This is a genomic window from Kribbella sp. NPDC050241 (assembly GCF_044459685.1).
Lineage (GTDB): Bacteria > Actinomycetota > Actinomycetes > Propionibacteriales > Kribbellaceae > Kribbella.
Map to the genome: position 1 here is coordinate 293,025 of NZ_JBITJE010000006.1, position 20,111 is coordinate 313,135.

General features: G+C 69.0%; 21 protein-coding genes and 2 tRNA genes. 8 read left to right on the forward strand and 15 right to left on the reverse strand.

Annotated features, from left to right (window positions below; translation table 11 throughout):
* Positions 1–139: 139 nt before the first annotated feature.
* From ACIBG5_RS28160 to ACIBG5_RS28170, 3 genes are read right to left on the reverse strand one after another with little or no spacing between them, the layout of a single operon-like run.
* On the reverse strand, positions 140–1,171 hold the full coding sequence (locus ACIBG5_RS28160; protein ID WP_396394462.1) for an S-adenosylmethionine:tRNA ribosyltransferase-isomerase: 1,032 nt from the start codon (positions 1,169–1,171) through the stop codon (positions 140–142).
* Positions 1,168–1,887, reverse strand: coding sequence for an SDR family oxidoreductase (locus tag ACIBG5_RS28165; RefSeq protein WP_360437986.1), 720 nt, complete (start codon positions 1,885–1,887; stop codon positions 1,168–1,170). The genes ACIBG5_RS28160 and ACIBG5_RS28165 overlap by 4 nt, the downstream gene beginning before the upstream one ends.
* Before the next feature lie 29 nt (positions 1,888–1,916).
* Complete coding sequence (locus ACIBG5_RS28170) at positions 1,917–3,476, reverse strand: FAD-binding oxidoreductase (protein WP_396394463.1); 1,560 nt, start codon at positions 3,474–3,476, stop codon at positions 1,917–1,919.
* Between the two features lie 118 nt (positions 3,477–3,594).
* Here ACIBG5_RS28170 and ACIBG5_RS28175 point away from each other — a divergent pair, with 118 nt between their 5' ends.
* The 3 genes from ACIBG5_RS28175 (at position 3,595) to ACIBG5_RS28185 (ending at position 6,791) form a co-directional block, all read left to right on the forward strand.
* Positions 3,595–4,227, forward strand: coding sequence for a TetR/AcrR family transcriptional regulator (locus ACIBG5_RS28175; RefSeq protein ID WP_396394464.1), 633 nt, complete (start codon positions 3,595–3,597; stop codon positions 4,225–4,227).
* Positions 4,224–5,798, forward strand: a complete 1,575-nt coding sequence (locus tag ACIBG5_RS28180; RefSeq protein WP_396394466.1) for a glycerol-3-phosphate dehydrogenase/oxidase — start codon at positions 4,224–4,226, stop codon at positions 5,796–5,798. Before ACIBG5_RS28175 ends, ACIBG5_RS28180 begins: the two co-directional genes overlap by 4 nt.
* Positions 5,799–5,867: 69 nt before the next feature.
* Positions 5,868–6,791 carry a DUF4328 domain-containing protein gene (locus ACIBG5_RS28185; RefSeq protein WP_396394467.1) on the forward strand — a complete coding sequence of 308 codons (924 nt, stop codon included), beginning with the start codon at positions 5,868–5,870 and terminating at the stop codon, positions 6,789–6,791.
* Between the two features lie 9 nt (positions 6,792–6,800).
* Here ACIBG5_RS28185 and ACIBG5_RS28190 read toward each other — a convergent pair whose 3' ends face one another.
* Positions 6,801–7,559: a protein phosphatase 2C domain-containing protein gene (locus ACIBG5_RS28190; RefSeq protein WP_396394468.1), complete on the reverse strand. Its 759-nt coding sequence runs from the start codon at positions 7,557–7,559 to the stop codon at positions 6,801–6,803.
* 30 nt (positions 7,560–7,589) lie between these two features.
* A complete protein-coding gene (locus tag ACIBG5_RS28195) occupies positions 7,590–8,477 on the reverse strand; it encodes an NAD-dependent epimerase/dehydratase family protein (protein ID WP_396394469.1) in 888 nt (295 codons plus the stop codon).
* A 146-nt stretch (positions 8,478–8,623) separates the two neighbouring features.
* Here ACIBG5_RS28195 and ACIBG5_RS28200 point away from each other — a divergent pair, with 146 nt between their 5' ends.
* The gene (locus ACIBG5_RS28200) at positions 8,624–9,229 is read left to right on the forward strand and encodes a pentapeptide repeat-containing protein (RefSeq protein ID WP_396394470.1); all 606 of its coding nucleotides are present in this window, start codon (positions 8,624–8,626) and stop codon (positions 9,227–9,229) included.
* 79 nt (positions 9,230–9,308) lie between these two features.
* Here the strand turns inward: ACIBG5_RS28200 and ACIBG5_RS28205 are convergent, their stop codons facing one another.
* From ACIBG5_RS28205 to ACIBG5_RS28220, 4 genes are all read right to left on the reverse strand, one after another.
* Positions 9,309–9,953 (reverse strand): VanZ family protein, encoded by a 645-nt coding sequence (locus tag ACIBG5_RS28205; RefSeq protein ID WP_396394471.1) that lies wholly within the window; start codon positions 9,951–9,953, stop codon positions 9,309–9,311.
* Between the two features lie 250 nt (positions 9,954–10,203).
* Complete coding sequence (locus tag ACIBG5_RS28210) at positions 10,204–10,815, reverse strand: FMN-binding negative transcriptional regulator (RefSeq protein ID WP_360438011.1); 612 nt, start codon at positions 10,813–10,815, stop codon at positions 10,204–10,206.
* Between the two features lie 93 nt (positions 10,816–10,908).
* Positions 10,909–11,547: an SDR family NAD(P)-dependent oxidoreductase gene (locus ACIBG5_RS28215; protein WP_396394472.1), complete on the reverse strand. Its 639-nt coding sequence runs from the start codon at positions 11,545–11,547 to the stop codon at positions 10,909–10,911.
* 39 nt (positions 11,548–11,586) lie between these two features.
* Positions 11,587–12,384, reverse strand: a complete 798-nt coding sequence (locus ACIBG5_RS28220) for an LLM class flavin-dependent oxidoreductase (RefSeq protein ID WP_396394473.1) — start codon at positions 12,382–12,384, stop codon at positions 11,587–11,589.
* Between the two features lie 56 nt (positions 12,385–12,440).
* Here ACIBG5_RS28220 and ACIBG5_RS28225 point away from each other — a divergent pair, with 56 nt between their 5' ends.
* From ACIBG5_RS28225 to ACIBG5_RS28235, 3 genes are all read left to right on the forward strand, one after another.
* Positions 12,441–12,944, forward strand: a complete 504-nt coding sequence (locus ACIBG5_RS28225) for a nitroreductase family deazaflavin-dependent oxidoreductase (protein ID WP_396394474.1) — start codon at positions 12,441–12,443, stop codon at positions 12,942–12,944.
* A gap of 302 nt (positions 12,945–13,246) precedes the next feature.
* Positions 13,247–14,053, forward strand: coding sequence for a metalloregulator ArsR/SmtB family transcription factor (locus ACIBG5_RS28230; protein ID WP_396394475.1), 807 nt, complete (start codon positions 13,247–13,249; stop codon positions 14,051–14,053).
* Positions 14,050–14,637, forward strand: coding sequence for a dihydrofolate reductase family protein (locus ACIBG5_RS28235; RefSeq protein WP_396394477.1), 588 nt, complete (start codon positions 14,050–14,052; stop codon positions 14,635–14,637). The genes ACIBG5_RS28230 and ACIBG5_RS28235 overlap by 4 nt, the downstream gene beginning before the upstream one ends.
* Here the strand turns inward: ACIBG5_RS28235 and ACIBG5_RS28240 are convergent.
* Complete coding sequence (locus ACIBG5_RS28240) at positions 14,619–15,455, reverse strand: class I SAM-dependent methyltransferase (protein WP_396394478.1); 837 nt, start codon at positions 15,453–15,455, stop codon at positions 14,619–14,621. The two genes, ACIBG5_RS28235 and ACIBG5_RS28240, sit on opposite strands and share 19 nt — an antisense overlap.
* Positions 15,456–15,566: 111 nt before the next feature.
* Here ACIBG5_RS28240 and ACIBG5_RS28245 point away from each other — a divergent pair, with 111 nt between their 5' ends.
* A complete protein-coding gene (locus ACIBG5_RS28245; RefSeq protein ID WP_360438032.1) occupies positions 15,567–15,911 on the forward strand; it encodes a ClpX C4-type zinc finger protein in 345 nt (114 codons plus the stop codon).
* Positions 15,912–15,995: 84 nt separating this feature from the next.
* Here the strand turns inward: ACIBG5_RS28245 and ACIBG5_RS28250 are convergent.
* The 5 genes from ACIBG5_RS28250 to gyrA form a co-directional block, all read right to left on the reverse strand.
* Positions 15,996–16,071 (reverse strand) — tRNA-Ala (locus tag ACIBG5_RS28250).
* 13 nt (positions 16,072–16,084) lie between these two features.
* Positions 16,085–16,216 carry a DLW-39 family protein gene (locus ACIBG5_RS28255; protein WP_396394479.1) on the reverse strand — a complete coding sequence of 44 codons (132 nt, stop codon included), beginning with the start codon at positions 16,214–16,216 and terminating at the stop codon, positions 16,085–16,087.
* A 33-nt stretch (positions 16,217–16,249) separates the two neighbouring features.
* Positions 16,250–16,326, reverse strand: a tRNA-Ile gene (locus tag ACIBG5_RS28260).
* Between the two features lie 119 nt (positions 16,327–16,445).
* A complete protein-coding gene (locus tag ACIBG5_RS28265) occupies positions 16,446–17,366 on the reverse strand; it encodes a DUF3566 domain-containing protein (RefSeq protein ID WP_396394480.1) in 921 nt (306 codons plus the stop codon).
* Complete coding sequence (gene gyrA / locus ACIBG5_RS28270; protein ID WP_396394481.1) at positions 17,366–20,047, reverse strand: DNA gyrase subunit A; 2,682 nt, start codon at positions 20,045–20,047, stop codon at positions 17,366–17,368. The genes ACIBG5_RS28265 and gyrA overlap by 1 nt, the downstream gene beginning before the upstream one ends.
* Positions 20,048–20,111: the final 64 nt, after the last annotated feature.

Below are 20,111 nucleotides of genomic sequence, written 5' to 3' on the forward strand. Positions count from 1 at the left end.
GGATGACAGGCGGGCCCGGATGCTCGTCTAATCAGGTGACGTCCCGACGGGGGACCACATCGGTAAGGACATCCACATGAGCCCACGTGCAGTGGACAAACGGGCCCGCCCGGGCAACGAGCGGTATCTGCCGCCGCCGTCAACGCAGCAGCAGGCAAGCGTCGCCGAACTCGTGCCAGAGGTAGTGCTCGTTCAGGGCGGCGGTGTAGGCACGCTGGACGGCGTCGGGGCCGGCGACCGACTCCAGCAGGAGCAGATGCGAGGCCTCCGGGGCGTGCATCCCCGTGATCAGGCCGTCGACGACGCGGGACGGGTGATCCGGGCCGAGGACAAGGTCCGTCCAGCCGTTTGACCGGGTGACTGTGCCGTCGGAGGTGACGGCTGACTCGATGGCTCGGACTGCGGTCGTGCCGACGGCGATCACGCGACCGCCGTTGGCCCTGACCCAGTTGACGAGACGGGCCGTGTGCGCGGGTACGTCGTACCGCTCGGGCAGCGGAGGTTCGTAGCTCTCCAGGGACGAGACACCACAGTGCAACAGGATCGGTGCGATCAGGACGCCCTGCGCTGCCAGGTGACTCACCAGCTCGAAGCTGAACGGCCTTGCGGCGCTGGGCATCTCCGCACTACCGGGCTCACGGGCGAAGACGGTCTGGTACGACGCCAGTGGCCAACGCCGCCCGACGTAGCTGTAGCTGATAGGCCTGCCGTGACGAGCCAGATAGCCGAGCACATCGGGCACCGGCGGCGTGGCACGCCACAGACGGTTGGACTCCGATTGGTACGGCGCCAGCAGCGTCAGCACACCCTCGGGCATCTCCACCTGGTCGCCCGCCGTACCTCCGAGCATCGGTGAGCGGGCATCACGCAGTTCGACGACCCAGGTGCCGTCGTCGAGCGCGGTGGAGAAGTGCACGACGACAGGGGCCACACCGGCGCCGGTGATCCACGAGCCGTCCACCGCCGCGGGCAGTGTGCCGGAAGTGTTGACCAGCAGCAGGTCACCCGGCCGCAGATGTTCACCGATCCGGTCGAATCGGGTGTGCGTGATGGTCGACCCCTCCGCGACCAGCAGCCTCACCTGATCCCGCGAGAGCCCTCTGGCCTCGGGTGGTTCGGAAGCGTTCAGCGAATCGGGCAGGACGAATCGGGTCTGTGGATGGACCGTCACGGCGCCACCGCCGCGGCGAAGTCGGCTGCTCGGTAGCGACCACTCGCCGGCCGGCTGTCCAGCAGTCGCAGGAACGCCGGTACGACGGTCGCCGGCTCAGGCCGGTCCGAGATGTCCTCACCGGGGAACGCGGCCTGGTGCATCGCCGTCCGGAGGTCGCCCGGATCGACGGCGTAGACAGCAAGCGAGGGGTGCTCAGCGGCCAGCACTCGGCTGGCGTGGTCGAGTGCAGCCTTGGCCGAGCCGTAGCCGCCCCAGCCTTCGTACGCCTCGACCGCGGCGTCGGAGCTGATGTTGAGCAGCACACCGGATGCTGTCGTGAGTGCAGGCAGCAGTGCCTGGGCCAGTGCGATCGGCGCGACCACGTCGACCTCATAGACGCGGCGCAGTTCGTCGAGGTCTGCGGCACCCAACTGCTGCAGGGGACTCGGGCCGAGGTAGCTGGCGTTGTTGACCAGTAGGTCGAGCCGGCCGAGCTCGGTGACGGCATCGACCAGGTCGGCACGGTGTTCGGGGTCGGTGACGTCGCCCGCGAGCGGGACCACGTCGGTGCGGCCGGCCAGCGCGTCGGCCGCGTCCTTGAGGGCGTCGGCGCCACGGGCGTCGATCACCAGCGCCCAGCCGCGGTCGGCCAGGCCGTGCGCCAGCGCGAGTCCGAGGCCGGCGGACGCGCCGGTGACGAGGGCGACAGGGCGGTTGGCGGATTCAGGTGTCATGTCCGCCACTGTCATACTTCAAGTCGACTTCAGGTCAAGAGGATCCCTGGGTTGAGGACATGGCCGGGGTCGAGCACGTGCTTGACGGCCTGGAGCGCTTCGACTGCCAGCGGCCCGATCTCGTCCGCGTACGCCTCTCGATGGTCGGTGCCCACACCGTGGTGGTGGCTGATCGTGCCGCCGGCCACCGCGATCGCCTGGCTTGCCGCGGCTTTCGCCGTACGCCACTGGCCGACGGGATCGCCGGTCTGCGCGGAGATGACAGTGAAGTAGAGGGAGGCGCCTGTTTCGTAGACATGCGAGACATGGCACAGCACGAGCGGCGGAGTACCTTGGTCAGTCAGTGACCTCACGAGTACCTCGGTCACGGCGGCCTTCAGCGCGGGCACCTTCGACCAGAAGGCGGCTGTCTCGAGCGTCTCGACCAACGCACCTTCGTCCAGCAAGGGATCCCGCAGGTACGGCGCCCGGTAGCGGCCGACCCGCCAGGTCTCGCCAGGCCCTTCGCCGACGTTCTGCCCACCGGCTGCGGTCAGCACGTCCGCTGTCGCCTGTTTGTACGGCCCGTCGAACCCGACGATCGCCAGTACGCCGCCCGTCCCACCACCGAGCACATCTGGATCCGCCAGGTTCACCGCGGTCTCCGCTTCGTCGGACAATCGCAGTACGGTCGGCAACGGCCCGTCCTGCGCCAGCCGCCTGATCGCGGTCAACCCCGCCTCGAAGTTCTCGAACCGCCAGCCTTCGAAGTGCCGCTCGGTGGGCCGCGGCCGGATCCGTACGACGACCGACGTGATGATCCCGAACGCGCCTTCGGACCCGAGCACCAACTGACGCAGATCCGGACCGGCCGCGGACATCGGCGCCCGGCCGAGCTCCACAGTCCCGCGCGGAGTCGCCAGCGTCAGCCCGACAACCATCTGATCGAACCGCCCGTACCCGGCCGAGGACTGCCCACTCGACCGCGCGGCCGCATAGCCGCCGATGCTCGCGCCCTCGTAGGACTGTGGAAAGTGGCCCAGGGTGTAGCCGCGGGCGGCGAGCAGCGCCTCCGCCGCCGGACCCCGTACGCCGGCCTGCAGCGTGGCGGTCCGCGACACCTCGTCGATCTCGACCAGTTGGTCCAGCCGCCGCAGGTCCACGGTGACGAAGGCCCGCGATGCCGCCAGTCCTCCCACCACCGACGTACCGCCGGAGTACGGCACCACCGCCAGGTCGTGGTCCGAGCAAGCCGCCAGCACAGCCAGCACCTCGTCGTGGCTCCCTGGGTACACCACCGCGTCCGGCATGTCCGACGTGTCGCCGGCGCGGTGCCGCAGCAGGTCCGGTGTCGAATAGCCGCGCGTGTGCGCCCACCGGGAGTCCAGGTCGGTCGTGACGTGCTCCGCTCCCACCACTCCGGCCAGGAAGCTCAGCTGTGTGGCCGTCAGCCCGGGCCGGTCCACTGGCTCCACGGGGCCTGCGGCGGGGCGTCGTACGCCGAGATGCTTCAACGCATCCACGGCCGCGGCGGGCAGGTCGACGGGGTGGGCCGGATCGCCCCAGCGTCCCGGCGTGAGTTGCACAACAGGGAGGTCCGATTCGGTCAAGGTGGGCTCCCTTTCGGTGCACCTGCGAGGTAGCGTCCGTGGGAGGTGGAACCCCCTGGCTCCCACCTCCCACGGACAGTTCCGGGACGGCAAAGTCGCTGATACACTCTGACGTGTGATGTCTCAGCGTAGCAGCGACTCGGTGTCAGACCCAGGGCCGGAGACCAGCGCGCGCCCGGCGCCCGCGAACGCGATCGGCGAGGAACGGATCCTGGACGCGGCCTACGAGCTGCTGCTGGCGATCGGGATGCGCCGGATGACGATGGCCGACATCGCCCGGCACGCCGAGGTTTCCCGCGCCACGCTCTACCGCCGCTGGCCGAACGTGCAGGCCGTGGTCGCGGCTCTGATGACCCGGGAGTGGACCACCGCGCTGATGTCGGCGTTCCAGCCGGACGCGGCCGACGGCCGGTCCCGGCTCGTCGAGGGCGTGGTCGAGGTGGTCGCGAAGACCCGGGTGCACCCGCTGATGCGCAAGATCATCGAGCTCGACCCGGAGTTCCTCACGCCGTACCTGCTCGAGCGCCGTGGCAGCAGCACGGTCGCGCACCTGGCGCTGGTCGAGGAAGGCATCAAGGCCGGGCAGACGGACGGCTCGATCCGGACCGGCGACCCGATGTGGCTCGCCCGGCAGATCATCCTCGTCTCGCTGGCCTCGGCGGTGTCCGGGCCGGTGATGGCGGCGAAGGACGAGTACCCGATGCTCGACGAGCAACTCCGGGAGATGCTCACCAGGTACCTGGCGCCATGATCGACCGGGCCGGCGGGGCGGGGAAGGCCTTCAACACCGTGGGCAACGCCAGCTTGAACGCGACTCGCCGTGCCCGCGAACTGGACTGGCTGGAGACGACCGGCAAGGTCGACGTGCTGGTCGTCGGCGGCGGGGTGACCGGTGCCGGCGTCGCCCTCGACGCGGCTGCTCGCGGACTGTCCGTCGCTCTGGTGGAGAAGCATGATCTGGCGTTCGGCACCAGCCGGTGGAGCTCGAAGCTGGTGCATGGAGGTCTGCGCTACCTGGTGTCGGGCCATGTCGGCATCGCGTACGAGAGCGCGGTCGAGCGCGGCATCCTGATGAAGACGACCGCGCCGCATCTGGTCCATCCGGTCCCGCAGGTCGCACCATGGTTGCCGCAGGCAAAGTTCGCGCAGGCGGCGCTACTGCGCGGCGCGTTCCTCGGCGGCGACATCCTGCGCACGTTCGCTCGGACCAGCGACGACTACCTGCCGCACTCGCGCCGGGTCAGCTCGGCGGAGATCCTGCGGTACGCGCCGACGCTGCGTCCGGACGGCATGCGCGGTGGCTTCCTGACCTGGGACGGGCAGCTGTACGACGACGCGCGGTTGGTGATCGCGATCGCGCGGACCGCGGCGCAGTACGGCGCTCGCGTGCTCACCCGGGTCGCGGCGACAGAGGTCACCGGGCGAGGCGCCGTACTGGTCGACCAGTTGACCGGGCACCGGCTGCAGGTGGACGCGTCGGCGGTGATCAACGCAGCCGGGATCTGGGCCGATCAGGTTGCCTCTGGCATCAAACTGCGCCCGAGCCGGGGGACGCATCTGGTCTTCCCCCAGTCCGCGTTCGGCGGGCTGTCCGCCGTCCTGACCGTGCCGGTGCCGGATCAGTTGCGCCGGGTCGTGATGGCGATCCCGGCGCCGGACGACCGGGTGTACGTCGGGCTGACTGACGTGGACGCGCCCGGTCCGGTGAGCGACGTACCGCGGGCGACCGAGGCGGAGATCGACTTCCTGCTCGACACGATCAACTATGCGGTGCAGACGCCGCTGACCCGGGCCGACCTGCTCGGGACGTACGCCGGACTCCGGCCGCTGCTCGACACCGGGCACCACAACGGTGAGCACAAGACCGCGGACATCTCCCGCCGGCACGCGGTGATCACCGGTTCGGACGGGCTGGTGACGATCGTCGGCGGGAAGCTCACGACGTACCGGCGGATGGCGCAGGACGCGCTCGACACAGCGCTCGACCAGTCCGCTCTCGCGGTACGACGGCCGTGCCTGACGCACCGGATCCCGCTGGTGGGCGCGGCCGACCGGGTCCGGTTGGCCGCCGTACGAGCACCGTCGCGGTTCGTCCAGCGGTACGGCGTGGAGGCGCCGGAGGTGATCGCGGGGGCGCCGACCATGCTGGAGCCGATCGCGCCGGGGCTGCGGACGACGTACGCCGAGTTGCTGTTCGCGGTTCGCCATGAAGGGGCGCTGACGGAGGACGACGTACTGGACCGGCGGACGCGGATCGGCCTGTCCGCGGCGGACCGGGAGCTGGCGCTGCCTGCGGTCCGGGAGGCGTTCGCGGCGGTCTGACGTTGTCTCTGGACGCGACAGGTTGAACGCTCCCACCGCTGGGTTAGCTTGGCTGGGGGAGGTGAGCACATGTCGCAGCCGTGGCCGTACGCATATCCGCATCAACCGGGGCCTTACACCCCGCCGCCGGCGCCTCCGAAGTACCGGCCGTTGCGGCGGATCGCGCAGGTCAGCATCGTGCTGATGGGGCTGACCGCGGTCGCCGCGGTGATCCAGTCGGTCCTGCTCTGGCGCTCGTACGACGACGTGAAGCGATTCGTGTACGGCTTGCTCTCCGAGGAGGAGATCGACCGGGGTGCTCGATCGGTCACCGGCAGCGGCCCACTGCTCGACCTGGTCGGCTACCTGCTGGTCGGCACGGCCATCACTTTCATCCTGTGGCTCTGGCGGGCCCGTGAGAACACCGACTTCATCACCTCGCCGTTCGGTCCGAAGCCGTCGACCCTGCGCCCGCACCGGCTCGTGCAGGGCTGGGTGATCGGGTCGTGGTTCTGCCCGATCGTGCAGTTCTGGTACCCGCTGCGGATCGTCGAGGACGTCGTCGCCGCGAGCGAGCCGCGGGACCAGCCGGGTGCGTCCCGGACCGGCGAGGTGCGCGGGCTGCTGTACGGCTGGTGGGCGGCGTGGATCGGGTTCTGGGTGATCCTGATCGGCGGCGGCGGGATCGCGCTGATCGGCTTCATCGTGTGGATCGTCCGCCTGGTCGACGCCGCCGACGCCGCCGACGCGACCGGTGAATACGTCGATATCTACGACCTGCAGGACTTCATGGTCCGGGTCGCGCTGGGCGTCACCATCGGCTTCACCGTGGCGACGGTCCTGCTCATTGCGGCGGGGGTGGCCGCGTCATTGCTGCTGCTCCGCGTCAGCCGGTGGCAGCACGACCAGGTCGCCGTGCCGCCGGTTGCCGTGGCGCCACCGCCCCCTCCGCAGTACGCGCCGCGGTACACCAACCCGGGTCCGACGTTCCCTTCCTACCGACCGCCGTCCTAGAGCCCGACTCTAGAGTCGACACAGTACGGCGGTGGCGTCGTCGTACCGCTTGCCGCGAAAGGTGTCCGGGTGCGCTGCCTCGTCGTACTTCCAGACGCGCTCGACCAGCGTTGCCGGTCCTTCCGTCTCGAGCACCTCGAGGAGGTCCTCCCACGACTGCCCGTAGCGCTCGGCGTACCGCGCCGCCCCGTCACTCAGTACGGCGATCAGCTCGACGTCCGCGCGATCCGTCGTACCGATGAGCCCCTCGTACGCCGCCTTCGGCACGGTGCTCGCGGCCCAGAACCCACCGGGCTGGTTGCGGAGCCGGCGGACGGCCTCGAACGTGTACTCGGGCAGGAGCTCGACGCGGTTGTCGCTGTGGACGGTGATCGCTCCGTCCGGGGCCCGGACGACCAGAGGTGAATCGGCGAGGACCAGGTGTTCGACGTGGTCCGGCCCGGCGCGGAACATCGCGACTGTCGAGGACGGACTGTCCGGGTTCGTGAGATCACAGGTGCCGGCGTGCACGGCGCAGACGGCCGCGATCGCGTCGGCCAGCAGCTCGGGCAGCGGCGCGGACGACTGCGAGAGGAGCGGTACGGCGAGCTGGCGGGCCAACTGCGCGACCAGCCAGGCGACCGTGTGCCGGCAGCCGGAGTCGATGCCTTGCCCGGCAGTCGCACCATCGAGCACGACGGCGAAGTCAGGTCCGGTCAGCACGAGGTCCTCGTTCATCGCGGGCGGTCGCCGATCCGGCGCGGGCAGACTGATCGAGCGGATCTCCACCCGGCCATTCTCCCTCCCATCCGGCCCGGGCTAGGTCTGGGCGGCCCAGCTGTCGGTGAGCGACTGGTCGAGGGAGATCTTCGGCGACCAGCCGAGGTGCTTGCCGATCAGGGCGGTGTCGGCCTGCTGCCAGGCGACCGCCGGTGTCCCGTCGTGGATGTCCTCGACGATCCGGGCCGGCTGACCGCTCAGCTCGAACAACTGACCGGCGACGTCCCGCGCCAGCACCGCCCGTCCGGTCCCGACGTTCAGCACCGGCGGCACCTTGACGTCGGTGAGAGCGACCGCGACCACCGCCTCAGCCACATCCCGCACATCGACGAAGTCCCGCCAGACGTCCAGCGACCCGACCTCGATCAGCTGCCGGCCGCGGAGATCCCGGATCACCCGGCCCGTGAGCGTGCTCTCCGGCGCACCAGGCCCGATCACGTCGAAGATCCGGAGTACGACGGCATCCGCGCCGTTGCGCTGGGCGCGAAGGACCAGTTCTGATCCGGCCAGTTTGGTGAGGCCGTACGGGCCGGCCGGGCGGGGCTCGCCCTGTTCGTCCTGGCTGGTGCCGTGCGATGCGCCGCCGTACTCGGCGGCCGAGCCCAGCTGGACGAAGCGGGCGTGGCTGGCGTTGTCCCGGACCGAGGCGAGCAGGGCCTCGACGGCCGTCACGTTCGCGCGGACCAGGGTGGCCGGCTCACCCAGCGTGGCGCCGGCTGCGTTGATGACCACAGTGGGCTTGTACATGCCGATCTGTGTGTCCAGCGCGTAGGAGTGCATCGTGGCCAGGTCGCACAGCCGGTGTGGCTCACCCCGGCTCCGGCTCAGACCGCGGTGCTCCACCCCTCGGTCGGCGAGCAGTGCGCAGATCCTGGCGCCGAGGAAACCTCCCGCGCCGAACACCATCACCCGCTCAGTTCCGGTCACGCTTCCATCGTGCGACTCGTATTTGTCGGTGGGCTGAACGTTGGCCCTCGTCACCATCACAACTACGTCGTGGATATCTCGGCGTACACGCGTGTCGGTACGGCGTGGCAGGGTGAGGGCTCCGGCGAGCGGGTGGAGGGTGAGCGATGGCAGACCGAGGGCACGTGGCGGTGCCGACGGAGTCGACGATCCGGGACTGGGACGACGCCGATCCGTCCGGGCAGACGTACGAGCGGGTGCTGTTCATCGACAGCGACTTCACCGAGATGGAGAACCGGGGCGGGACCTTCCAGGAGTGCACGTTCCGCGGCGTCAGGTTCAACGCCTCCACCCACACGGACGCGGCGTTCGTGAACTGCACCTTCGTCCGGTGCTCGCTGTTCGACGCCACGTTCACCGGGTGCAAGCTGCTCGGCAGCTTCTTCGACGACTGCACCTACAACTTGCTGAAGGTGTCGGGCGGCGACTGGTCGTTCGCCGGGCTGCCGGGTGAAGATCTGCGCGGGACCGAGTTCACCGGGGCGAAGTTCCGTGAGGCGGACCTGACCGGCGTACGGGCGGCGAAGGCGGCGCTGCGGGATCTCGACCTGTCGGGGGCGTCGCTGCATCGGGCCGACTTCACTGGGGCCGATCTGCGCGGATCGGACCTGTCCACACTCGACCCGCTCACGGTCGAGCTGAAGGACGCGCGGGTGGACATCACCCAGGCGATGGTCATCGCGACCTCCCTCGGGCTGGACGTACGCCCCTGAGCCTGTGGATATCTCCGCGTAGTTGCGCAGTTATCCCCCGTTTTCATCCACAGCCTGTGGATAAGTATCCGGAGTATCGTCATCGGGCCCGAGCCGCCGCCCGGAAGCCGTTAGGTGGTTTCGCCACCGGGATCGGCCGCGGGACGAGCCGGCCGCGGCGGTGGCGGGCCGGCTGGCGCCCGCGGACGACGATCATCGCCGCATGCTCGACGACGTACGGACCGGTGACCAGGCGGCTCGGGCGGGTCAGCGTCCGCAGGCCGGCGACCAGACCGACACCGGCGAACGTGCCGAGCGTGTTCGCGATCAGGTCATGCAGTTGGCAGGAGCGCCCGAGCTGCGGGATCAGCGCCTGAACCGCCTCCACCGACGCGGACAGCCCGATACCGGCCGCGATTCCGTCGACCGGGCGTCCGCTGGCGAGCGCCAGCATTCCGGCTGCCGGCACGAACAGCAGGACGTTGAGCAGGCCCTGGAGCGAGGTCAGGCCGCCGGTGGTGGCCAACTGTGTTCCGCACTGGCCCACGCTCGCCAGCCGGTGCGCGGTCGGGCTCAGCGTCGCCGCCAGGACCAGAGCGAGCGCCGCCGGCAGGCAGAAGGCGGCCAGCCGAGGGACCAGATCCCCCAGCCGCCGCAACGACGAGAGCGCGACCGGCAGTGCCATGCCGGTCAGCACGAGCCAGGTGTCGAGTAGGTGTGGGATGCCGCGATAAGTCTCGAGCACTCGTCGGAGCCTCCCGTGGTCGACCGGCTGACTCGAACGCTTTCTCGTCGATCTCTTCCACATCAGACGATCTGTCGTCCGATCCCACGCTCGCCAGAGGGGTCCGGACATCTGCACGCACCCGCAAACAGTCCGTGACAATCCGTGCACAAACTGTCACGGAAGGAAGGTGCTCTAGGCAACGATCATTTGCTCCACGCCCATCGGCGGCCCGCTCGCGGTCGAGCCGGGGTCTCCTGAGGCCTCCGGGTCAGCGGCGGTGTTGGGCGACGGCGGTGGCCGTGGCTTCTTCGCCGTCGGCGGTGAGGCCGGTGATCACCCCGTCGACGTCCGCCTCGGGCCGGTTCTGGCTGAGCTTGAACTTCGCCTCGATCCGCTTGATCGCGATCTCCACGCCGACGATCGCCCGCAACTGCCCGCTCACGAACTTCTCCGGCGCATCGTCCACCGACCACGGCTCCGCCCGGCCCGCCTCGTGCAGATCGGACAGCCGGCGTACGACGTTCTCGACCCAGGCCGGGTCGTCGTACACGGTCATCGTCCCGTGCACGTGCGCGGTGATGTAGTTCCAGGTCGGGACCACTCGGCCGTGTTCGCGTTTGGAGGCGTACCAGGCCGGCGAGACATACGCGTCCGGCCCGCGCACGATCACCAGCGCGTCTCCGAGCACGGGCTGCTGCCAGTGGTCGTTGTTGCGGGCGAAGTGCCCGAGCAGGACGTTCCTCGAGCGGTCGTAGATGAACGGCAGCATGGTCGCCACCAGTCCGTCCGGGGTCATGGTCACCAGGTCGGCGGCTCGGTGGCGGGCGAGCAGTTCGTGCACCGCTTCGTCGTCGGCGGCGAAGTGCGCGGGAACGTACATGCAGGGATCCTTGTCGATGGCGAACAGCCCCAGTCTCCCTGGCGCCGGCCGCCCGGCGACAGGTCCATTCCGGTCAGGCTTCGCCCAGGCCACTCAGTGCAGAACTTCGTGTGTCCATTCGGCTCGCGGTTGGATGTGCAGGCGCCAGTACTGCTCGGCGATGCCGTCCGGGTCCCACGCCCCACCGGGTGCAACCCCTCCGGCGACCGTGACGGTGGCCACGTGCACGCCCAAGGCGCCGTACTGCTGGTCGAGCAGTGTCACCAGCGTGCGTACCCCGGCCTTGCCCAGCGACAGGCTGGCGTAGTCCGGCTTCGGCTCGGGCATCCCGCCGGTGATGATGAACGTGCCGCCGCCTCGCTCCGCCATCGCCGGTACGACGTGCGCCGCGGTGGTGATCGCACCGACCACATTGACCGCCCACGCGTCCAGGTGTTCGCGGGCGGTCAGCTCGCCGACCGCGTCCGACCGGATGACCGCGGCGTTGTAGACGACCACGTCCGGTACGCCGTACTCCTCGGTCGCTCGATCGAGCGCGGCCCGCAGGCCGACCTCATCCGTGCTGTCAGCCGTCGCCGTGAACACCTCGGCACCGGCGAGCGCATCGGCCGCGACCTTGAGCGTCTGCTCGGACCGCGCGATCAGCGCGGCGCTCATCCCCTCCCGCACGAACCGCTTCGCCACCGCGAGGCCGATCCCCGGCCCGACTCCGACAATCAGTACTCCTGCCATAGCTGGACCGTACGACCTGACATCAATGTCAGAGTCAAATCAGGACCGCAGTTTGGCGGCGTACTCGTAGTCGCGGCGCCAGTCGCCGGAGGGAGCCAAGATCACGCGTTCGGTGCCCGCCGCCGCGTAGGCCTGCAGTTGGTCGGCCGCGCGCGACGGGTCGGCGTCGAGCTCCGGCGCGACGACGGTCGCCTTCAGCGGCGGACGGTCGTGGTCCGCGGCGAGCTTGTTGATCTGGGCAAGGTTCGTCCGGATCTCTGTCGGTGACATCGCGATCGTCGCCCATCCGTCGCCGTACCGGGCTGCCCGTCGTACCGCCGGCTTACCGTTGCCCGCGACAACTATCGGCGGGACGACGGAGCCGGGTGCGAGCTTGGCCTCGAGCCCGTCCGCGAGTACCGCGGACCGGCCGGCGATCAGATCCGGCAGCACCTTCAACGCTTCGTCGGTGCGCCGGCCGCGATCCGCGAACTCCACGCCCGCCGCCCGCCAGCCGATGTCACCATGCGCCGGATTCCCTGTCCCCACACCGAGAACGAGCCGGTTGCCGGACACCAGTTGCAGCGTGTTGACCTGCTTGGCCGCCCACGCGACCGGCCGCAGCGCCAGCAGCATCACGTTGAAGCCAACCGTGATCCGCTCGGTCACGGCGGCCGCGGTCGCCAGCACGACCGAGCTGTCCAGCATCGGCCCACTTGCGATCAGATGATCCGTGGACCACACGGAATCCAGCCCGATCTCCTCCGCGAACCGGGCGCTCTCCCGTACGTCGCCCAGAATCGGCCGCGACGGATCCGGCGTCGACGTCGGCAGGATCACACCGATCTCAAGTCCCATACCAGCCGCAACTCGTCCCTCTCTGCTGCTATTCCAGTGCCGTGGGATGCTGGGGCATGACCTCGCCGTTCGCCGACGCCAACCGCGTCCAGAAGGCGCTGCGCACCTTCGCCGCGAGCAGCACGGGGGCATGGTTCTTCAGCCGCACGGCGCACCACCTCGATCGCGCACTGGCCAGGGCTACCAAGGGCCGCAAGACGGTGGCCGGTGTCGTCTTCGGCGTACCGACGGTGCTACTGACCACAACCGGCGCCAAGACCGGGCAGCCGCGGTGCGTGCCTGTGCTCGGCGTACCGTACGGCGCCTTCCTGGGCCTGATCGCCTCGAACTGGGGCCAGGCGAAGCATCCCGCTTGGTACTACAACCTGAAGGCCGACCCCGAGGCCGAAATCTCTGTCGACGGCGACAACCATCCGGTCCGCGCCCGGCTGGCCACTTCCGCCGAACGCGACGAGATCTGGACCGCCGGCCTGGCCTACTACCCGGGCTGGCGCAACTACGAGGTCCGAGCCGGCACCCGTTACATCGAAGCCTTCGTCCTCGACCGCCGCGTACCGTGACGGGACGGACGCTGCACCACGGATCCGCCTCGGCGCACTGACCATCACGGCCGAGCGCCCGCGACAGTTGGGCCGGTTCTACTCCCGGTTCCTCAGCTGGCCGTACATCCGCTACGAAGACCCTCGTCCCGACGATCCACCGCACGCCGGCTACGCCCTGGTCTGCCCGCCCGAGGGTGTCGTCCTGGACCCAGAAGGCCACCCAATCTGCCTCTGCCTGCCTTAGCTCTCCAGCGGCCAGGATCGAGACATCCCGAGATATTCATTGACAGGAATATTCTTGGTTATGAATACTTCGAGGCATGGACCAGATCGCATCAGCTCTTGGCGACGGGGCGCGGTGGCGCCTCGTCGAGCTGCTCGCCGAGCGGCCGCGGTCCGTCGGTGAATTGGCCGAGCTGACCGGACTGCGCCAGCCGCAGACCACCAAGCACCTCCAGACCCTGGGTCGGGCCGGCCTGGTCACGGTCACCCCGCTCGGGCAACGGCGCGTCTACGCCCTTGAGGCCGCGCCACTGCGGTCCCTCGAACGCCGACTCGGTGAACTGGTCGGAGCGATCGAGGCGCAGGCGGGCGATCGAGCCGTCATCGCGCGCCACCGGGCCTCCATCGACGCCGAATCCGCGATCGCGGACCGTGAACGCTGGGCGGACGGACGGACCTTCTCGTTCGAGCGCATCCTGGCCGCGGCCCCGGACGTCGTCTGGCAGCACTGGGTCGATCCGGACCTGCTCGCAACCTGGTGGGCGCCGCCGTCCGTCACGATCGCCGACTGCATCCTCGAGCCGAGGGTCGGTGGTCGCGCCGTCCTCGACTACCGCGACGGCGAGCAGCTCTACCGCTCGCGCGGACAGGTCCACATCGCTGAAGCATCGTCACGTCTCGGGTTCGATCTGAGGTTGCTGGACGACTCCGACGTTGTCTCCTTTCACAGCGACCACGACGTGACGTTCGCGGCGGTCCCCGAGGGCACCCGGCTGCAGGTCGACATACGCATCAACGAGACGACCGTCGATGCCGTCCCGTACATCGCCGGCATCGCTGCCGGCTGGGGCCAGGTCCTCGACAACCTCACCACCCAACTCAACGACAAGGGAGTACAGCGATGACACGCACAGTCAAAGCCAACATCAGCCTCACCCTCGACGGCCGGTACAACGGTCCCGGTGGCCCCGGTGATCTCGGAGCGATCGTCCCGTACGCCGTCACCGACGTCGCCCGCGACCACCTCACCCGCATCTGGGAAGGCGCAACGACGGCACTGCTCGGTCGAGTGAACGCCGAAGGTTTCCTGGGCTTCTGGCCCCCGCTCGCCGACGACGATACTGCCGACCCGCGCGATCGCGGCTACGCGAAGTGGCTCCGCGACACCGAGAAGGTGGTCCTCTCGTCCACACTGACCGAGGCTCCCTGGGAGCGCACCCGCATCGTGAACGCACCCGCCGCCGACGTCGTCACCGAACTCAAGGCCACCGGCGAAGGCGACATCCTCGTCAACAACAGCACCACCGTGATCAAGGCTCTCCTGGCAGCCGACCTCCTCGACCGCCTCTACCTGATGATCACCCCCGAAATCGCCGGCAACGGCGACCGCCTCTTCGACGACAACCTCCCCGCCTCCAAGTGGACCCTCACCCGCCAAGACACCGGCAACCTCGGCGAACTAGCCCTCATCTACGACCGCACCCGCTGACTCGGGCCGGGCTTGGTTGCTTGGAGGGAGTAGGTGACTGGGAGGTCCTGGCCGCCGATGGGTAGCCGGTACCAGCCGTCGGCGTCGCGAACCAGGACGCCTGAACGGTGTTCCTGTTCGTCGCGGAGGTACTCGGTCAGGTCGTCGACGGCGAAGCCCGCCCGGGCCGCTGCCGTGACGACCTCGCCCAGTCCATGCGGATAGCCGATCGACGGTTGCGAGATGGGCACGTCTCCGCCGGCGTACGTTCCCTCCCACTGATCGACCTGAGCGGCGCCGCCCAGGTACGCCGTACCGAACACCACCGGTGCCACCGAGTCGACCATCAGCATCAACGGATGCACCTCGACCACGACGAGCCTGCCGCCGGGTCGCAGTACGCGAGCCGCTCCGCCGAACCACGCGTCCAGCGAAGCGATCCAGCAGAGCGAGCCGTACGACGCGAACACCACATCGGACCGGTCGTCCAACTCCTCCGGCAACTGCTGGACATCCGCTTGGACGAACGTCGCCGCAAGGCCCGCCCGGGTCGCCAGCCCGCGTGCATACTCGACCGCGGCTGGCGAGAAGTCCACGCCGGTCACCCGCGCGCCTTCTCTCGCGAACGACAGTGTGTCGAGCCCGAAGTGGCACTGCAGGTGCAGCAGATCCAGACCGTCGACGGGCCCGACCTCTGACCGCACGATCGAGGTCAGCGACGACCGGCCCGCGAGAAGTCCGTCGATGTCGTAGTACGTCGACTCTCCGGTCGTGTGGACCTCGGTCAGCCGATCCCACAACTGCCTGTTCACCTCGAGGTCCGGGTTCTCGTCCGTCATGCAGCCCACCATGACGACCGCAGGCTCCGGTGTCACCCGTTGACGCCCCGAGGTTGTCAGGTTTAACCTGACAGGCGTGTCAGGGGAGCCCTGACAAGATGGGAGAGTGCCATGCCGGACAACGTGATGCGCTGCTCGTTCTGTGGGAAGGCCAAGGACGAGGTGAGCCGGCTGATCGCCGGGCCCGGGGCGTTCATCTGCAACGAGTGCGTGGTCCTGTGCGAACAACTGATCAGCGGCCAGCCCATGACGACCTTCCCGCCACTCGACGGCAAGACCGACGACGAACTCCTCGCCGAGATGGTCCAACTCGACGCCTCCCGCGGCCAGGTCGAGGCCGCCGTCCACGATCGCGTGCAGGTACTCCGCGCCCGCTCCGTCACCTGGGCCAAGATCGGCGAAACCCTGGGCACCACCCGCCAATCAGCCTGGGAACGCTTCTCCAACGAGGAATAGCCCCAGCGCGCACCACCCAGCGCATGCGCAGGGTGCAGGAGACACGCGAAAGGCCGGTCCCCAGTGGAGACCGGCCTTTTCGTGTGGTGGAGACGAGGGGACTTGAACCCCTAACCCCTGCCTTGCAAAGGCAGTGCTCTGCCAGTTGAGCTACGCCCCCGTGGGGGTAGTGGTCAGCGACCCGGGGTGACCGGGTCGACGGCCTCGGCCCAGAGGTCCTTCTCGGCGCGGGACTGCTGGGTCTTCTTGTAGGCGAAGTATCCACCGATGCAGGCGACCAGCACCAGCAGGATCTTTCTCAGCACCGGGACTCCTCGGATCGGGGTTCGCCATGGGGGTGGTGGGCCTAACTGGACTTGAACCAGTGACCTCTGCCTTATCAGGGCAGCGCTCTAACCGTCTGAGCTATAGGCCCGCGTTCTGCGGGATCGAACCCGGGAGAGATTACCGCACCAAGTGCCCCTCTCCCAAACCGGTTCCGGTCGGCCCCGCGCAGAGCCTGAGCAGGGCCCGACCGGAGACTCGGGTACGCCGTCAGTCCTCCGACGCCAGCGTGACTTCGAGGCCGCCGAGCAGCGTGGCGGCGATGTTGTAGAGGAAGGATCCGAGCGTCGCGAGCGCGGTGATGATGAGTACGTCGGCGCACGCCAGGAGCGTGGTGAATCCCATCACCTTTCCGGTGTTGATGTAGTTCTCGATCCGGAACGGTTCGGCGGTCGGCGTACCCAGGACTTCCTGGACGGTGTTGTTGATGTTGTCGAACACACCGGCCGCGCCGATCGCGGACCAGACGATGAACACCGCGACCCAGGTGACGATGCCGAACGCGATCGACAGCAGGAACGCCGTCTTCATCACCGACCACGGGTCGATCCGGGACATCCGCAGCCGGGCCTTGCGGGTCTGCGGCCGGTGCGATGCCTTCGGCGCCTTCACGGCCTTGGCGGAGAGCCTGGTCTCGGTCTTCTCCGGCTTGGTGGTCGTCACCGACGATGCCTTGTCGAGCACCGCCTGACGCGCCGCGCTGAGCCGGTCACCAAACGTCTCGGTCTTGGCCGGCTCCTCGGTCAGCCCGTACGACGCGGCCGCCGGCCCAGTCGCTCGCGGCGCACCCGTCGCACCGGGGGACCAGGGCTCGGGGCGACCAGGCGTGCTCGGGCCGGGCGCAACCTGGCCAGGGCGCTGCTGCTGCGGGCGGGCCGGCTGCTGCTGAGGCGGCCGAGCGGTCTGGCCAGGAAGAGGCGCGCCACCCGGCGCGGAGCCGGGTCGCTGCTGCGGCCGGTACTCACTGGCACGCTGGCCGTTCGGAGCACCTGGTCTCGGCTGGCCGTTGGAACGACCGTTGGAGGCCGGGTCGGCCGGTGGCGTGGACTGCTCCCGGCCCTGCGCTGACCGCTGGGCCTTGGAGCTGTCCGCCGCACCGTCTGGCCATGTCGGCCTCGCGCGGTTGGTCATCAGTCACCCTCCTGGCCGGCATCGTCCTCTTCGACGGTAGCCGCGCCGTCGACGTCCGTCGAACGCTGGTCATCATTGTTGACGCCCTCAGGGGTGGATTCGGTTGTCGATCCGTCCACATCCTGGGCACCTTCGGAGGGTGTACCCGCTTCGGCCGCTCCGGATTCCTCGCCGTCGAGATCCCCGTCGAGTTCGCCGTTCACGGTCAGATCGGTGTTCCGGGCGATCGCGACCACCGCGTCGGACTCGCCGACGCCGGCGAAGCGGACGCCCATCGTGTCGCGGCCCTTCACCGGCACGCTGTCGACCCGGCTGCGGACCACCTGGCCGCTGACCTTGATCGCCAGCACCTGGTCCTCGGCGACCACGATGATCGCGCCGACCAGCGAACCGCGCTCGTCGTTCAGCTTGACCGCCTTGATGCCGAGGCCGCCGCGGCCCTGCTGGCGGTACTCCGAGATCCGGCTGCGCTTGGCGTACCCGGCGTCGGTGACGGTGAAGACGTACTGCGTCTCCTCGTCGGCGCCGGCCCGGATCACCGACATCGAGAGCAGCTCGTCGCCGGAGCGGAACTTCATCCCGGTCACACCGGAGGTGGCCCGGCCCATCGGGCGGAGCTGCTCGTCGTTCGCGGTGAAGCGGATCGACTGGCCCTTGCGGGACACCAGCAGCAGGTCGTCCTCGGCGGTGGCCAGGTCGGCGCCGATCAGCTCGTCGTCCTCCTCGCGGAAGTTCACCGCGATGATGCCGCTCTGCCGGGCCGAGTCGTAGTCGGTCAGCGCCGTCTTCTTGACCAGGCCCCTCTTGGTCGCGAGCACCAGGTAGTCGGACTGCTCGTAGTCGCGCAGCGTCAGTACCTGAGCGATGTCCTCGTCCGGCTGGAACGAGAGCAGGCCGGCCACATGCGAGCCCTTGGCGTCGCGGGCCGACTCGGGCAGCTGCCACACCTTGGCGCGGTAGACCCGGCCCTTGGTGGTGAAGAACAGCATCCAGTGGTGGTTCGTGGTGGCGAAGAAGTGGCTGATCTCGTCCTCGGCCCGCAACTGCGCGCCCCGGACGCCCTTGCCGCCCCGGTTCTGGGTCCGGTACAGGTCGGTCTTGGTCCGCTTCGCGTATCCGCCGCGGGTGATGGTGACGACGACGTCCTCGTCCGGCACCAGGTCCTGCACCGAGAGGTCGCCGTCGGCCGCGATGATCTCGGTCCGCCGCTCGTCGCCGTACTTGTCGACGATCTCGGCGAGCTCGTCCTTGACGATCGACCGCTGCCGCTCCGGGCTGGCCAGGATGTCCTCGAGGTCGGCGATGATCGCCTCGAGCTCCTGCAACCGCTCGATGATCTTCTGCCGCTCCAGTGCGGCCAGCCGGCGCAGCTGCATGTCCAGGATCGCCTGGGCCTGGATCTCGTCGATCTCCAGCAGCTCGATCAGGCCGGTGCGGGCCTCGTCGACGTCGGGGCTGCGCCGGATCAGCGCGATCACCTCGTCGAGGGCGTCCAGCGCCTTCACGTAGCCGCGGTAGATGTGCGCGTTCTTCTCCGCCTCACGCAGGCGGAACCGGGTCCGCCGCTGGATGACCTCGATCTGGTGGTCGATCCAGTGGCTGATGAACAGGTTCACGCTGAGCGTGCGCGGTACGCCGTCGACCAGCGCGAGCATGTTGCAGCCGAAGGTGTCCTGCAGCTGCGTGTGCTTGTAGAGGTTGTTCAGTACGACGCGCGGCTGAGCATCCCGCTTCAGCACGACGACCAGCCGCTGCCCGGTCCGCGACGAGCTGTCGTCGCGGATGTCGGCGATCCCGCTCATCTTGCCGGTGTTGACCAGCTCGGCGATCTTCAAGGCCAGGTTGTCCGGGTTGACCATGTATGGCAGCTCGGTGACGACCAGGCTGGTCCGGCCCTTGGCGTCTTCCTCGATGTCGACCACCGCGCGCATCGTGACCGAACCACGGCCGGTGCGGTAGGCGTCGTCGATGCCCTTGTAGCCGACGATCAGTGCACCGTTCGGGAAGTCGGGGCCTTTGATGTACTGCAGGCAGGCGTCGAGGAGCTCCTCCTGGGTCGCGTCCGGGTGCTCCAGCGCCCAGTTGACCGCGGCGGCGACCTCGCGCAGGTTGTGCGGCGGGATGTTCGTCGCCATGCCGACCGCGATGCCGGACGAGCCGTTCACCAGCAGGTTCGGGAAGCGGGCCGGCAGGATCACCGGCTCCTGCGACTTGCCGTCGTAGTTGGCCCGGAAGTCGACCGTGTCCTGGTCGATGTCGCGGACCATCTCCATCGCCAGCGGCGCCATCCGGCACTCGGTGTACCGCATCGCGGCCGCCGGGTCGTTGCCCGGGGAACCGAAGTTGCCCTGACCCTGGATCAGCGGGGCCCGCATCACCCACGGCTGCGCCAGCCGGACCAGGGTGTCGTAGATCGCCGAGTCGCCGTGCGGGTGGTACTGACCCATCACGTCACCGACGACACGAGAGCACTTGTTGAAACCACGGTCCGGCCGGTAGCCGCCGTCGTACATCGCGTAGAGGATGCGGCGGTGCACCGGCTTGAGGCCGTCGCGGACCTCGGGCAGTGCGCGGCCGACGATGACTGCCATCGCATAGTCGAGGTACGACTGCTGCATCTCGGTCTGCAGGTCGAGTGGCTCGACCCGGTCGTGGCCCGGAGTGGTGGGGGTCTCGGTCATGAAAAGCTCGTCCCGTTCAGGTCAGTACGTCGGTCGATGGCGCCAGCGGATCGTGGCCCGGGGC

Excerpts from the sequence above, each read along its gene's own strand:
- ACIBG5_RS28165 (WP_360437986.1), bottom strand. The coding sequence starts at position 1,887 with ATGACACCTGAATCCGCCAACCGCCCTGTCGCCCTCGTCACCGGCGCG.
- ACIBG5_RS28175 (WP_396394464.1), top strand. The coding sequence starts at position 3,595 with ATGTCTCAGCGTAGCAGCGACTCGGTGTCAGACCCAGGGCCGGAGACC.
- ACIBG5_RS28180 (WP_396394466.1), top strand. The coding sequence starts at position 4,224 with ATGATCGACCGGGCCGGCGGGGCGGGGAAGGCCTTCAACACCGTGGGC.
- ACIBG5_RS28185 (WP_396394467.1), top strand. The coding sequence starts at position 5,868 with ATGTCGCAGCCGTGGCCGTACGCATATCCGCATCAACCGGGGCCTTAC.
- ACIBG5_RS28200 (WP_396394470.1), top strand. The coding sequence starts at position 8,624 with ATGGCAGACCGAGGGCACGTGGCGGTGCCGACGGAGTCGACGATCCGG.
- ACIBG5_RS28210 (WP_360438011.1), bottom strand. The coding sequence starts at position 10,815 with ATGTACGTTCCCGCGCACTTCGCCGCCGACGACGAAGCGGTGCACGAA.
- ACIBG5_RS28215 (WP_396394472.1), bottom strand. The coding sequence starts at position 11,547 with ATGGCAGGAGTACTGATTGTCGGAGTCGGGCCGGGGATCGGCCTCGCG.
- ACIBG5_RS28220 (WP_396394473.1), bottom strand. The coding sequence starts at position 12,384 with ATGGGACTTGAGATCGGTGTGATCCTGCCGACGTCGACGCCGGATCCG.
- ACIBG5_RS28225 (WP_396394474.1), top strand. The coding sequence starts at position 12,441 with ATGACCTCGCCGTTCGCCGACGCCAACCGCGTCCAGAAGGCGCTGCGC.
- ACIBG5_RS28230 (WP_396394475.1), top strand. The coding sequence starts at position 13,247 with ATGGACCAGATCGCATCAGCTCTTGGCGACGGGGCGCGGTGGCGCCTC.
- ACIBG5_RS28235 (WP_396394477.1), top strand. The coding sequence starts at position 14,050 with ATGACACGCACAGTCAAAGCCAACATCAGCCTCACCCTCGACGGCCGG.
- ACIBG5_RS28240 (WP_396394478.1), bottom strand. The coding sequence starts at position 15,455 with ATGACGGACGAGAACCCGGACCTCGAGGTGAACAGGCAGTTGTGGGAT.
- ACIBG5_RS28245 (WP_360438032.1), top strand. The coding sequence starts at position 15,567 with ATGCCGGACAACGTGATGCGCTGCTCGTTCTGTGGGAAGGCCAAGGAC.
- ACIBG5_RS28265 (WP_396394480.1), bottom strand. The coding sequence starts at position 17,366 with ATGACCAACCGCGCGAGGCCGACATGGCCAGACGGTGCGGCGGACAGC.
- gyrA (WP_396394481.1), bottom strand. The coding sequence starts at position 20,047 with ATGACCGAGACCCCCACCACTCCGGGCCACGACCGGGTCGAGCCACTC.